Source organism: Terrabacter sp. LjRoot27 (assembly GCF_964254175.1).
GTDB lineage: Bacteria > Actinomycetota > Actinomycetes > Actinomycetales > Dermatophilaceae > Terrabacter.
The window spans coordinates 4,383,821-4,397,443 of the sequence record NZ_CAXUSS020000001.1 but is presented as its reverse complement, the minus strand read 5'-3'; the positions used below and the strand labels follow the sequence as shown (position 1 = coordinate 4,397,443).

The following is a 13,623-nucleotide window of genomic DNA, read 5'->3' as shown; positions in this document are numbered from 1 at the left end:
GGGCACCCGGGAGGGCATGCTCGTCGCATGCGCCCGCTTGTCGACCTCGTCCTCGTCGCGGCGCTCCTGGCCCTCGCGGTCCGTCTCTCGCGCACCGAACCGCGCCGCTGGCGCGTCGGCGTGCTGCTCCTCGGAGCGCTGTGGGCGGCGACGTCGCTCGTGCACGTCCTGCTGCTGCCGTGGCTCGGGGCGGCGGTGCTCGGCCTCCTCTTCGTCGGCAACGGCGTCCGGATGGTGCTGCCCCAGGCTCGCGGCCTCCTCAACGTCGTCGCGCTCGTCATCGGCGTCGCGATGCTGGCCGCGACGGTGCTCGGCGTCGGGCTGCTCGGCGCGCCGCCGACGACCCTGACGCCCGCCGCCGTCGTCGTGCTGCTCCTGCCCGGCTACCCGGGGCTCGCCTTCGTCAGCTTCGCGCTCTACTGCCTCACCTACCGGCGGCACCGCCCGCGTCCCGACCCGGCGGCCGTCGTCGCCCTCGGCTCCGGTCTCGTCGGCGGCACGGTCCCGCGGCTGCTCGCCCACCGGCTCGACGCCGCGGCCGATGCGTGGCGCGAGGAGCGCGACCGCGGCCACGACGTGCTCCTCGTCCCGAGCGGCGGCCAGGGCGACGACGAGCCGATGGCCGAGGGCGTGGCCATGACCGCCTACCTCGTGGCCCACGGCATACCCCCGGCGTCGCTCGCGACGGAGGACCGCGCGACGACGACGGAGGAGAACCTCCTGCTCTCCCGCGAGATCCTGCGCGCGCGCGGGCTCGACGTCGAGCACCACCTGCGGGTCGTGACGAGCAACTTCCACGTCGGGCGTGCGGCGCTGCTGGCCCGCCGCCTCGGCATCGACGCCGACGTCACCGGCGGCCCGACGGCGTGGTACTTCCTGCCGAGCGCCTTCCTGCGCGAGTTCCTCGCCGCGCTGACGCTGCACCCGCGCACCAACCTCGCCGGCCTGGCCGCGTGGGTGGCCTGGACGGCATACCTCGCGTATGCCGTCCTGCCCGGCTGAGCGGACCGCACCCCTCAGGCGGTGGTGGCCTCCTGCGCGAGATCGTCGCGCAGCACCCGCTTGAGCAGCTTGCCGCTCTGGTTGCGGGGCAGCTCGTCGACGAAGTGGATCGCCTTGGGCAGCTTGAAGGGTGCGAGGGTCGCGCGGGCGTGGTCGACGAGCTCGGTCTCGGTCACGGACTGGCCGTCGCGCAGGACGACGACGGCGGTGACGGCCTCGACCCATCGCTCGTGCGGCGTCGCGATGACGGCGACCTCGGCGACGGCCGGGTGCGTGTAGAGCGCGTCCTCGACCTCGCGCGAGGCGACCATGACGCCACCGGTGTTGATGACGTCCTTGATGCGGTCGACGACGGTGAGGTAGCCGGCCTCGTCGCGCGTCACGAGGTCGCCGGAGTGGAACCACCCGTCGCGGAAGGCCTCCGCCGTGGCGTCGCCCTTGCCCCAGTAGCCGGTGCACAGCTGGGGTGAGCGGTAGAGCAGCTCGCCCGGCTCGCCGGCGGCGACGTCGGTGCCCTCGGGATCGACGACGCGGGCCTCGACGAAGAGCACCGTGCGGCCGCACGCCTCGGGGCGCTCGGCATGCTCCTCGGGCCGCAGCACCGTGGCGAGCGGGCCGATCTCGGACTGGCCGAAGCAGTTCCAGAAGCCGAGACCGGGCAGGCGCTGCTGGAGCCGGTCGCGCACCGGCACCGGCATGATCGACGCGCCGTAGTACGCCTTGCGGAGCGAGCTGAGGTCAGCCGTGTCGAGGGCCGGGTGGTTCGAGAGCGGCACCCATACCGTGGGTGCGAGGAAGAGCGAGCCGATGCCGTGCGCGGCGACGCGCTCGAGGATCGTCGCGACGTCGGGCCGCGTCAGCAGGTGGTTCGTCGCGCCGACCGCGAGGTAGGGCAGGAGGAAGACGTGCATCTGGGCGGAGTGGTAGAGCGGCATCGAGTGCAGCGGGGCGTCGTCCTCGCCCAGGTCGAGACCGACGATGCACGAGACGTACTCGTGGACGAGGGCGCGGTGCGTCATCATCGCGCCCTTGGGCTGGGACGTCGTGCCCGACGTGTAGAGCAGCTGGACGAGGTCGGTGTCGCGCGTCTCGACGTCGAGCACGGGCACGTCGCCCTCGCTCCAGCCCGGCAGCACGGCGTCGTCGCCGCCGTGCAGCAGCAGCACCTGCTCGAGGTCGGTGTCGGCGCGCACGGCCTCGACACCGGCGCGCAGCGCGACGTCGACGAGCGCGACCCGGGCGCCCGAGTCGCGCAGCAGGTAGGTCAGCTCGGGGCCGGTGAGCGCGTAGTTGACCGGGACGTGGACGAGCCCGGCGCGGGCGCAGCCGAGGTAGGCGAGCAGGTAGGCGTCGGAGTTGACCCCGACCGTCGCGACCCGGTCGCCGGCGGCCAGCCCGAGACCCAGCAGGTGCGCCGCCGCGCGGGACACGGCGTCGTCGAGGGCGGCATACGTCCACGTGCGGTCCTCGAAGACGAGCGCCACCCGCTCGGGGTGCCGGGACGCGCTGCGGCGGACGATGTCGTCGACGGTGCTGGACGTGGTGACGCTCATGGGGTGTCTCCCGGGGTCGGGCGGTCGTGGGGTCGGGCCGGCGCGGCGAACGCCGCGAGGAGGGCGCCGGCCTCCGCGCCCGCGGCGAGGCGCGCGATGGTCGCTGCCTCGTCGGCGAGCTGGACGGCATACGGCCGCTCACCGGCCAGGCGCAGCAGGCGGGCCGTCTCGCCGACGGCCTCGCGGGGGAGGGCGGCGATGGCGGCGACGACCTCACCGGCGCGGGCGTCGAGGTCCTCGGCGGTGCACACCTCGGAGACGAGACCCCAGTCGAGCGCCGTCGCCGCGTCGATCGGCGTGCCGGTCAGCAGGAAGAGCGCGGCCCGTCGCGCGCCGACCGCGCCGGGCAGCAGGGCGCTGACGCCGCAGTCGGGCGACAGGCCGACGCCGGGGTAGGCCGCGACGAACGTCGCGTGGTCGGCCGCGAGCACGATGTCGGACGCGAGGACGAGGCCCACGCCCGCACCGGCCGCAGCACCCTGGACCACGGCGACGACAGGGACGGGCAGCGCGCGCAGCGCGTCGAGAGCCGCGTGCAGCACGCCGGCCAGCTCGGCGACGAAGGCCCGGCGCTCGGGTGCGGCAGCCATGGCGCGCACGTCGCCGCCGGCGCAGAAGAGCCGCCCCGCGGCCCGAAGGACGACGATGTGCACGTGCGGGGCGGCACTCGCGATGGCGCCGACCGCGTCGCGCAGGGCGATGGCGGTCGGCAGGTCCACGGCGTTGCCGGCGTCGGGTCGCGCGAGCCGGATCGTGGCCACGCCGTCCGACACCGACAGGAGCGGCACCGTCGTCGTCACGGGCTCATCCTGCCTCGCGGGAGCCGTCCTGGGGAGGGGCGTCGCCCGGAGCCCGTTCGGACGACCGCTCGCGTATGCCGTCCGGCCCGGTCCGAGGGCCCGTACAGTGACTGGGCATGGACTTCGTGACGCGAGGGTTCCAGGGTCGCCCGCGCGGCCGTGACGAGCGGCTGCCTCCTGGGCAGTACCTCACCGGGGACTTCCCGGTGCTCTCGGCGGGGCCGACCTCGAACGTCGACCACGACGAGTTCGAGCTGTGGGTCGCGGCCGAGGACGGCACTCGCCACACGTGGTCGTGGAGCGAGCTCATGGCCCTCCCGGCCGAGACCGTCACCGTCGACATCCACTGCGTGACGAGCTGGTCCAAGCTCGACACCGAGTGGCGGGGTGTCTCGCTCGACACGCTCCTCGCCGACGTCGAGACCGCCGCGGACTTCGCCCTCGTGCACAGCTACGGCGGCTACACGACGAACCTGCCGCTCGAGGACCTCCTCGACGGGCAGGCCTGGGTCGCCTACGGCTACGACGGCGACGACCTCCGGCCCGAGCACGGCGGCCCCGCCAGGCTGCTCGTGCCGCACCTCTACTTCTGGAAGTCGGCCAAGTGGGTGCGCGGCATCGAGCTGATGCTCGAGGACGCCCCCGGCTTCTGGGAGCAGCTCGGCTACCACGACTACGGCGACCCATGGCGCGAGCAGCGGTACCAGGGGGACTGAGCGCCCGGCGCGCCTGGCGGGAGGCCACGCTCGTCGAGCGGCGGCCCGAGACCGACAGCGCCGTGACGCTCGTCCTCGATGTCGACGGGTGGCCCGGGCACCTGCCGGGGCAGCACGTCGACGTGCGGCTCACGGCGCCCGACGGCTACACCGCCACGCGGAGCTACTCCGTCTCGGCGCCCGAGCGCGGCGCCCGCGTCGAGCTGACCGTCCAGCGGGTCCCCGACGGCGAGGTGTCGACCTTCCTCGCCGACGGGCTGGCTGTCGGCGACGCCGTGCGCCTGCGCGGGCCGGTTGGTGGCTGGTTCGTCTGGCGCACAGGGCAGCCCGAGCCGGTGATGCTCGTGGCCGGTGGCTCGGGGATCGTCCCGCTCATGGCGATGCTCCGGGCGCGGGACGGTGGCTCGCCCCCCTTCCGCCTCGTCTACTCGGTCCGCGAGCCCGACGACGTCATCTACCGCGACGAGCTCGCGGCACTCGCCGCCACCGACGGCATCGAGGTCCGGCTCGTCCACACGCGCCGGGCCCCCGACGGTGACGCACGTCCCGTCGGTCGGCTGCACGCGTCCGACCTCGTCGCTCCCGGCTGGGCGGGGGAGGACGCGCCCACCTGCTACGTGTGCGGGCCGACCGGCTTCGTCGAGGGCGCGGCCGACCTGCTCGTCGCGCTCGGACACGCGGCCGACCGCATCAGGACAGAGCGATTCGGGCCGAGCGGCCCGTGAAGGAGGACCTCCCATGACGACCCCCGGTGGACCAGGGCCCACGGCGGACTACGACGGCAACCTCATGGCCGGCCCGCTCTCGGAGCTCTTCGCGCTCGACGTCACCGTGGCCGTCGTCCGCTGCCGCGGCTGCGGAGCGGACTCGGAGGTCGCGACGCTGCGGGTCTACGGGCCCGAGCCGGGCCTCGTCGGTCGGTGCCCGGGCTGCGACGACGTGCTGGTCCGCGTCGTGCGCACCCCCGACGCGGTGTGGCTCGACCTCGGCGGTGTCACGTCGCTGCGCGTGCCGACCCCGCGTCCGCCTTCCGTCCCCGCGGCGCGGGATCCCGGTCGTCCGTGACATTCCGGTGAAACCGGGTCACCCGTCTCTGGCGCGGTCCACACTGTTGGCGTGATCGGCGCGGAGTTCGAGAACGTCCTCGCCGGCGCACGGAACGGTGACGAGGCCGAGTTCGCACGGTTGTGGCGCGACCTCAACCCACCGTTGCTGCGCTACCTGAGTCTTGGGGGAGACGCCGCTGACGAGGTCGCCGCGGAGACGTGGCTGACCGTCGTCAGGGGACTCGATACCTTCACGGGTGACGAGACGGGATGGCGTGCCTGGGTCTTCACGACGGCACGCCGCAGGGCGGTCGATGCTGCCCGCAGACGGGGACGGGAGGCCCGGCTCGGGCGGCCGACCGCATGGATCGTGACGGTCCCCGACTGCGCGGACGTCGTCGTCGACTCGTTGTCGACCAAGGACGCCGTGGCGCTCGTGCGGCAGCTTCCGCCGCTGCAGGCCGAGGTGGTGCTGCTGAGGGTCGTGGCCGGCCTGCCCGTGAGCGAGGTGGCGGAGGTGCTGGGGCGCACGCCCGGTGCAGTCCGGGTCGCCTGCCACCGGGGTCTGCGCACGCTCGCCGACCTCGTCGCCCCGGCAGGTGTAACGCCGGCCGACGTCGCAGCGCTTCGTGAGTGACATGGGCACGAACTGGTGGCACCGAGGGAACCGACGAGAGCGCTCTGAGGGCGCTCCCGGGTCGCTGACCGGACCGCATCGCGACGAGCAGGAACGCGACAGACTGCGCGACCTCTCGCTCGCCCCGGTGATCCGGGCGTTGACGGCCGAGCCGACCGAGCGTGAGCTCGAGGGCATGGGCCCGGCGCTGGTCGAGCTCCGGTCCCGGGTCGCGCACCAGCGGACGAGAACGAGGAGACGGACGATGTTCGCGACAGCCTTCGGCGCCAAGCTCGGCGCCACCCTGGGTGGAGTGGCCGCAGGGCTCGTCGGCGTCGGCACGGTCGTGCTCGTCTCCACGCACGTGCCGAGCGGAGCCCAGCTTCCGGCAGGTGTCGTCGGACCTGCCCAGCCGCGGCCGGCCGCGGTCAGCACGACGGCAACCCCTCAGGGGCCAGACGCGAACGGGCCCGCCAGGCGGGGCCTCTGCACGGCCTGGAAGGCCCGGTCCCACAACGCCGGCGCGCAGGGCAACGCCGAGGGGTCGGTGGCCTTCACCAACCTCGTCAGGGCCGCCGGCGGCGCGAGCAAGGTTGCGGCGTTCTGCGCCGACATCCCGGCCCCGGGTGCCTCGGGCAGCAAGGGTGCTGGCAAGGGTGCGGGCAAGACCACCGGCCACGCGACCGGGAAGCCGACGAAGCAACCCGACGACAAGCCCGACAAGCCCGACAAGCCCGACAAGCCGGGAGACGAGCCGAGCGGCAAGGAGACCGGGAGCCCCGGCGGAGCGTCTACCGGGAGCGCGAGCCCGGCCCCGAACGGCCAGGGGTCCGCGACACCGACGTCCGGTGCCGCGACGACGTCACCGACGACGTCAGCGACGACGTCCGCGACGACGTCCGCGACCACCGGCACGCCGGTGCCGCCGAGCGCCGGGAGTGCTGAGCCGGGTGGGACCGTCGGTCGCTGAGACCGAGGAGGGTGCTGGGCGTGTGCCGAGGGGGCTCGGCGCACGCCCAGTCGCCGGCGGCTCAGCGCAGCAGGGCGTTGATGCCGATGGCCGCGAAGACGCCCACGGTGAGGACGATGGCGATGATGCCGACGACGAGGCCGCCCCCTGCTCGACGTCGGTGATGCCGTAGCTAGGGGCGCTCCGCGACGGCATACGGCGTGCCCTCGGCTGCCGCGCGGGCACGGTCGACGAACTCCTGCGTGGTGCTGCGCATGTGCTCCCCTGCGTGTCGTGTGGGCGCGCGCGACTTCGCGCACGCCCACACACCCCTGTCAGCCCTGCAGGCCGGCCTCGATGGCAGCGATGATGCGCGGACGCATGTCGTGCGCGTCGATGACGGCGTCGACCGAGCCGACCGAGACGGCGCGGTGGATGCTGTGCACCGCGTCGAACTCCGAGGCGACCTGGCCGAGCTTCTCGGCGCGCACCGAGGTGCGCAGCTCGGCGAGCTCGGTGGCGAGGCGGGCGCGCTCGACCCCCGTGGCCTGCGCCAGCGCGGCCTCGAGCTCGGTGACGCGCGGGTCGGACGCCGTGCGGGCGTCGACGTCGCGCGAGAAGACGACGGCCGCCGCCGGGGCACCGCCGAGCACCGACGCGAACGACCCCTCGACGGCGAGCACCGTCATCCGCGGGTTGAGCGTCTTGGAGAAGACGACGAACGCACCACCGTGGTAGCGGGAGACGACGGTGAAGACGATCGGGCCGTCGAAGTTGACGATGGCCCGGCCGATCTCGGCGCCGTACTCGAGCTGGAGGCTGCGCATCGACTCGGGTGAGCCGTCGAAGCCCGAGAGGTTCGCGAGGACGACGACCGGGCGGTTGCCGCTCGCGGCGTTGATGGCGCGCGCCACCTTCTTGCTCGACCGCGGGAAGAGCGTGCCGGCCGTGTAGGTGTCGGGGCCGTCGGTGGGCGGGAAGCCGCGGCGCGGCACCGACTTGGACTCGATGCCGATGAGGGTGACCGGGATGCCACCGAGGTGGGCGTCCTGCACGACGGCCGTCTCCGCGTCGGCCATGCCGGCCCAGCGCTCGAGCGGCTCGTGGTCCTGGTCGCTGACGGCCCGCATCAGGGTGCGGATGTCGAAGGGCTTCTTGCGGTCCGGGTTGGTGAGCGAGCTGAAGATGTCGCCGACGGTCTTGAAGCCGGAGTCGGCCAGCTCGTGCGGGTAGAGCGTCACGTCGCGGTGCGACGGGTCGCTCGTCGTGACCCGGCGCGGACCGGACTCGCCCGGGCTGACGTAGGCGTGCTCGTAGTGCGCCATGAGGATGGCGCGGGCACCCGCGAGGTCCTTGGCCCAGTACTGCGCCTGGCCGTTGGGACCCATGACGCGGTCGTAGCCGCCGATCCCGAAGTTGTCCTCGGCCGAGACGCCACCGGAGAAGTCGAGGGACTGCTTGCCGGTGAGGACCATGGCGCTGTCGGGCGTCATGACGAGGATGCCCTTGGTGTGCATGAGCATCGTCGCCTCGGCGTTCCAGTAGGGCTGTGCACCGACGTTGATCCCGGCCACGACGATGTTGATCTCACCGCCCGCCTGGGTGAACTCGATGATCCGCTTGAGGGCGCGGGCCACCCAGTCCATGTTCTCGGTGCCGGAGTCCATCGAGATGCGCGCGCCGGCGGAGAGGGAGTACCACTCGAGCGGCACCTGCAGGCGCTCCGCGAGGTCGATGGCCGCGATGACGCGGGCGCACTCGGCCTCGGCGACGGAGCCGAGCGAGCGGAGCGGGTCGCCCGAGAGGACGACACGGGTGACGCCCTCGGGGTGCCGCACCGTCGGCGAGCTGACGACGGCCACGATGATGCCCGCCTTGTTGAGGCCCTGCGGGCGGTCGACCGGCACGAGCGTGCCCGAGTCGTCGAGGTCGTGCTCGACGACCGTGCCGCCGTCGCCGGCGATCATCGACTGGAGCTCGTAGGGGTAGACGAGCCCGCGGCGCCGGGCCCGGACGACCTTGGACGCGTAGTCGTCGAGCGGCTTGAGCGGCTCGGTGGGCGGTGCGCCGAGAGAGCCGGTGACGCCCGATCCGGGCTGGTAGAAGAATCGGCCCGCGATCGGGGCGGGGGCCTCGCCGGGTGCGCCGGCCACCTGCGCCTGCACGAGGACCTCCTCGATGCCGGCACCGGCGGTGACCGGGGCGATCTTGCTCTGGAGCGCCGTCAGCTGACCGAGGTCGGCCTCGATGGTCGGCCAGATCTGCACCCACACGTGGTTCATGTCGAGCCGGGAGCCCTTGGCGCCGCGGCTCGCCCGGACCCGGCGGATCGCCTCGAGGCAGTTGGCGATGGCGCGCTCGACGTGCGGCAGGCCCGACACCTGGCCGGACTCGTCGCGCACGACGACGATCTGGCGCACCTGCGCGAGGGCGACGAGGCGGTGGTCGTCGGGGTTGTCCTTGGCGATGCACTCGTAGAGCAGGACGTCCTCGGGCGCCTCGAGGCGCGTCACGTCGAAGGACGTGAGGCGCCAGAGGTTGAGGCGGCGGCCGACCATGGGGTGCACGCCTCGGACGAGGCGGTCCTCGACGAGCGTGCCGTCGACGGGGCGGAAGGTGAAGTAGCCGACGGGGCGCCCCTGGCCGGCGCTGACGGCGACCGCGACCCGGCGTACGTCCTGGGCGAAGGGCAGCTGCTGGAGCAGCGCGCCGAGCTGCTCGCTCGCGGCGTCGGGCGACTCGGGCTCCTGCGGCCAGCGCAGGTAGAGGTCGACGACGGACTGGAGCCCGGTGGCGCGCGACCACACGTCGTTGGAGACGGCCGCGTCGAGCGGGCTGCCCGGCACGAGCTCGTCGACCCCGCCGATCGTCGACGTCAGGTGCGTCGGACGGCCGTCGAGCGTGTAGTCGGCCACGGCGAAGGGCCGGTCACCCTCGGAGAAGGTGCGCAGGCCGTGCAGCTCGTGCTCGCGGTAGTGCCGCTTGATGAGCACCTCGAGCATCGGCTCGTGCTCGGGCAGCCGCTCCGGAGCCTCCTCGTGGAGGCGCTCGGTGAGGAAGCGGACGATCTGCTCGGGGATCGCGGCGAGCTCGTCGATGCGGGCCGTGTGGTCCGGTGCCTCGGGCTCGGCCGCGAGGGAGGCCAGCTTGTCGCGGACGCCGGCGAGGACGCTCTGGCGCTCCTCGTCGACGAGCGGCTGGTCGAACCAGCGGAAGCGGACGCTGCGGGCGAGGTCGCCGATGACGGGGAAGCGCAGCTGGGTGGCGACGACGAGCCGGTCGAGCGCCTCGCGGGCTGCGGCGTCGAGCGGCGCCGCCGGGATGGGCTCGGCGAGCCAGCGCTGGAGGATCGACGTCGCGAGCTGGACCTCGGGCGCCGAGCGCTGCTGCGCGAGGAAGATGCGGAAGACCGCCTCCTCCAGGTCGGGCGTGCGCTCGAAGTCGGTGACGCCGTAGTGGCGCAGGACGCGGGCGAGCTTGTCGCGGAAGTCGGCCGAGAGGCCGGCCCGGTCGACGTCGAGGCTCTGGAGGTAGGAGTGGAAGTGCTCGCGCGGGCTGTGCACGAGCAGTTCGGTGTGGCGCTCCTCGGCGGCCGGGCGGTTGCGGCTCAGCTCGGCGAAGTCGGTGAGCAGGTCGAGGACGGCGATCTCCTCGGCGAGCGGGATGGTGCCACTCGCGGCGAGCTCGTCGCGCGCCGCGAGGTAGCCGCTGAGCATCCGGCGGTCGCCGCTCGGGTCGCCGTCGAAGCCGAGGACGCTCGCGGAGAGGTCCTCGATGCCGCGGTCGACGCGCTCGCCCACGCTCGCGTGCCCGGCACTCGAGTCGGGCAGGTCGAGGTCGACCGTCTCGGTGGCCGCGGCCTCGGCGACCTCGGCCTCGTCGCCGGTGGGCTCGAGGCGCACGAGGGGTGCGCCGGTCTCGACCTGGCTGCCGACGCTGACGAGCAGCTCGCGCACGCGCGCGGCGAAGGGGGCCGGGAGGACCGTCTCCATCTTCATCGACTCGAGGACGAGCACCGGGGCGCCGGCGGCGACCTCGTCGCCGACGGCGGCGGGGGTCGCGACGACGAGCGCGGGCGCGGGCGAGCGCACGACGCCGCCCTCGTCGCGCGACACGCGGTGGGTGACGCCGTCGACCTCGACGAGGTGGACGGGGCCGTGGGTGGCGGTGACGAGGCGGTGCGCGCGTCCCTCGACGACGATGCGGCCGGCATACTCGTCGATGCGGTCGAGCGTGGCGTCGACGACGTGCTCGTCGCCGCCGTTCGTGATGGAGACGCGGTAGCGGTGCGACGCCGTGCGCAGCACCATGACCTTGTATGCCGTGCCGCGCAGCTTGAGGTCGATGGCGCGGCCGACCGTGTGCTGCACCTGCGGGCGGCCCCCGCGGGCCGACTCGAGCAGGCGGGCCCGCTCGATGGCCTCGGAGTCCTCGTAGGCCTCGATGCCGGCGGCGACGAGCGCGACGCCGGAGTGGCGGTGCGAGACGAGGCGGCCCTCGGCGCGGACGCGGTCGATCCAGCCGGTGTCGGCCGAGCCGTCGATGATCTCGGGCTGGTCGAGCAGGTCGAGGATGAAGCTCTTGTTCGTCGAGCCGCCGTCGATGACGACGGTCGTCTCGGCCATGGCCCGGCGCAGGCGGGCGAGCGCCTCGTCGCGGTCGCGGCCGTGGGCGATGATCTTGGCGATCATCGAGTCGAAGTCGGCGGGGATCGAGTCGCCTTCTCCCACACCGGTGTCGACGCGGATGCCGGGGCCGGCGGGGAACTGGAGCAGGCTGATGTGGCCGGGGCTCGGCGCGAAGTCGCGGTCGGGGTCCTCGGCGTTGAGGCGGGCCTCGACGGCGTGGCCGCGCTGGGTGGGGCGCCCGCCGGGGAGGTCGTCGAGGCGGCCGCCGTTCGCGACGTGGATCTGGAGCTTGACGAGGTCGGTGTCGGTGACGACCTCGGTGATCGGGTGCTCGACCTGGAGGCGGGTGTTGACCTCGAGGAAGGCGAAGAAGCGCTCGCCCGGGTGGTAGAGGAACTCGACGGTGCCGGCCCCGGCGTAGCCCACGGCGATGGCGAGGCGCTCGGCACTCGTGCGCACCTCGTCCTCCTGCTCGCTGCTGAGCACGGGCGAGGCGGACTCCTCGATGACCTTCTGGTTGCGGCGCTGCACCGAGCAGTCGCGCACGCCCACGGCCCACGCGCTGCCCTGGCCGTCGGCGATGACCTGGACCTCGATGTGGCGGGCGCCGGTGACGAGCTTCTCGAGGAAGACGACGCCCGAGCCGAACGCGCGCTGCGCCTCGTCACGGGTGCGCTCGTAGGCGTCGGTGAGGTCGGCGTCGGAGTCGACGCGACGGATGCCGCGGCCACCACCGCCGGCGGTAGCCTTGAGCATGAGGGGGTAGCCGATGCGCGCGGCCGCGGCCGTCGCGTCCTCGAGGGTGTCGACGCCGCCGCGGCTCCACGGCGCGACGGGCACGCCGACCTCCTCGGCGATGAGCTTGCTGCCGATCTTGTCGCCGAGCTTGCGCATCGCGTCGGGGCTCGGGCCGATGAAGGTGACGCCGACGCGCTCGCAGAGCTCGGCGAAGGCCGGGTCCTCGGCAACGAAGCCCCAGCCGACCCACGCCGCGTCCGCCTTCGTCTCGCGCAGGGCGCGCTCGAGGACGGCGTGGTCGAGGTAGGGACGCGCGGACGCCGGCCCGAGGTCGTATGCGTGGTCGCTCTCGCGCACGAACATCGCCCGCCGCTCGCCCTCGGTGTGCAGGGCGATGGTCTCGATGCGGTGGCCGTCGCGGCCCGCGGCAGCGTTGAGGTCCCGCACCGCGTGGATGAGCCGCATGGCGGCCTCGCCTCGGTTCACGATGGCGATGCGCGAGATCATCGGTGCTCCTTCAGACGGGGGTGGTGTCGCACCCTGCAGCCTTCCACGCCTGCCCGGTGACCGGCGAGTAGACAGGCGCGGAGTCGTCGGGTGCGTGGTCCGGTCGCTCGGTCAGGCGAGCTCGGCGACGACGGCGCGGACCATCTGTCGGCCGTGCTCGGCCATCCGCGGGAAGGTGTGGCGGTAGTAGTCGATACCGGTGAGGGACGGGGCGAGCGCCCAGCCGCAGGCACCCACGTGGCGTCGTCGGGGGCGACGGCGTCACGGTAGGCCGCTCGCGCGGCACCGGTGAAGGTCCACAGCGCGGCGGCGACGTCCGGGGCCGGGTCGCCGACGCCGAGCGCGCCCCAGTCGATGACGGCGGCGAGGTGCCCACCGTCGACGACGAGGTTGCCGGGTTGGAGGTCGCCGTGGATCCACACCGGGTCGCCGTCCCAGTCCGGAGCCGAGACGCACGTGTCCCAGGCGCGCTCGGCGGCGTCGAGGTCGAGGCCGTCGTCGTGGCCCCGCAGTCGCTCGAGGCCGGCGCGCGCCGCGTCGTCGACGTGGGAGAGCGGGGTGCCGCGCGAGCCCGGTGGTTTGGTGGGGCCGCCCGTGGCGTCGATCTGCCGCAGCCGGAGGGCGAAGGCGGCGAGGTCACGGGCGAGCGGGACGTCGTCGGAGCCGAGGCGCGGCGGCGTCTCGCCCTCGACCCAGGGGACGACCGACCACGCCCACGGGTAGTCGTCGGACGGGCGGCCGACGTGCTCGGGCACCGGCACGGTGACCGGGAGGTGCGGGGCGAGCCGGGGCAGCCACCGGGCATCGGAGTCGGCCTGCTGGGCGGCCCACTCGACCTTCGGCATCCGCACGACGAGGGCGTCGCCGAGCCGGAAGAGGACGTTGTCGGTGCCCTCGACGTCGTCGGGCAGAGCCGTCACGGGCAGCCCGGCCCACTGCGGGCACTGCTCGGCGAGCAACCGCTCGACCAGCTCGGGCGTCGCGCGGACCTCGTCGTCGTGCATCGGCATCCCGGCACGCTAGGCGGTGCGCGCAGCTCCTGGCGACCGGGTTTCCCGAGCGCCGGGA

Annotated in this window: 10 protein-coding genes; 6 read left to right on the top strand and 4 right to left on the bottom strand. The window is 73.8% G+C overall.

Annotation, left to right across the window (positions count from 1 at the left end; translation table 11 throughout):
* Positions 1-27 precede the first annotated feature (27 nt).
* On the top strand, positions 28-1,002 hold the full coding sequence (locus ACSQ2D_RS20275) for a YdcF family protein (protein WP_435987717.1): 975 nt from the start codon (positions 28-30) through the stop codon (positions 1,000-1,002).
* Between the two features lie 14 nt (positions 1,003-1,016).
* Here ACSQ2D_RS20275 and ACSQ2D_RS20270 read toward each other — a convergent pair whose 3' ends face one another.
* Positions 1,017-2,555 (bottom strand): acyl-CoA synthetase, encoded by a 1,539-nt coding sequence (locus ACSQ2D_RS20270; RefSeq protein WP_435987716.1) that lies wholly within the window; start codon positions 2,553-2,555, stop codon positions 1,017-1,019.
* A complete protein-coding gene (locus tag ACSQ2D_RS20265; RefSeq protein ID WP_435987715.1) occupies positions 2,552-3,355 on the bottom strand; it encodes an enoyl-CoA hydratase/isomerase family protein in 804 nt (267 codons plus the stop codon). Before ACSQ2D_RS20265 ends, ACSQ2D_RS20270 begins: the two co-directional genes overlap by 4 nt.
* Before the next feature lie 116 nt (positions 3,356-3,471).
* Between ACSQ2D_RS20265 and ACSQ2D_RS20260 the strand changes: the two genes are divergently transcribed.
* The 5 genes from ACSQ2D_RS20260 (at position 3,472) to ACSQ2D_RS20240 (ending at position 6,703) form a co-directional block, all read left to right on the top strand.
* Positions 3,472-4,071: a sulfite oxidase-like oxidoreductase gene (locus ACSQ2D_RS20260; protein ID WP_435987714.1), complete on the top strand. Its 600-nt coding sequence runs from the start codon at positions 3,472-3,474 to the stop codon at positions 4,069-4,071.
* Entirely contained in the window at positions 4,041-4,796 is a 756-nt protein-coding gene (locus tag ACSQ2D_RS20255) for a ferredoxin reductase (protein ID WP_435987713.1), read from the top strand. Before ACSQ2D_RS20260 ends, ACSQ2D_RS20255 begins: the two co-directional genes overlap by 31 nt.
* Before the next feature lie 13 nt (positions 4,797-4,809).
* The gene (locus tag ACSQ2D_RS20250; protein WP_435987712.1) at positions 4,810-5,136 is read left to right on the top strand and encodes a DUF6510 family protein; all 327 of its coding nucleotides are present in this window, start codon (positions 4,810-4,812) and stop codon (positions 5,134-5,136) included.
* 51 nt (positions 5,137-5,187) lie between these two features.
* Complete coding sequence (locus tag ACSQ2D_RS20245) at positions 5,188-5,754, top strand: RNA polymerase sigma factor (RefSeq protein WP_435987711.1); 567 nt, start codon at positions 5,188-5,190, stop codon at positions 5,752-5,754.
* Positions 5,755-5,998: 244 nt separating this feature from the next.
* Positions 5,999-6,703, top strand: a complete 705-nt coding sequence (locus ACSQ2D_RS20240) for a hypothetical protein (RefSeq protein WP_435987710.1) — start codon at positions 5,999-6,001, stop codon at positions 6,701-6,703.
* Between the two features lie 314 nt (positions 6,704-7,017).
* Here ACSQ2D_RS20240 and ACSQ2D_RS20235 read toward each other — a convergent pair whose 3' ends face one another.
* Both ACSQ2D_RS20235 and ACSQ2D_RS20230 read right to left on the bottom strand, forming a co-directional pair.
* The gene (locus ACSQ2D_RS20235) at positions 7,018-12,555 is read right to left on the bottom strand and encodes a carboxyl transferase domain-containing protein (protein ID WP_435987709.1); all 5,538 of its coding nucleotides are present in this window, start codon (positions 12,553-12,555) and stop codon (positions 7,018-7,020) included.
* The gene (locus tag ACSQ2D_RS20230) at positions 12,552-13,565 is read right to left on the bottom strand and encodes an aminoglycoside phosphotransferase family protein (RefSeq protein WP_435987708.1); all 1,014 of its coding nucleotides are present in this window, start codon (positions 13,563-13,565) and stop codon (positions 12,552-12,554) included. The genes ACSQ2D_RS20235 and ACSQ2D_RS20230 overlap by 4 nt, the downstream gene beginning before the upstream one ends.
* Positions 13,566-13,623: the final 58 nt, after the last annotated feature.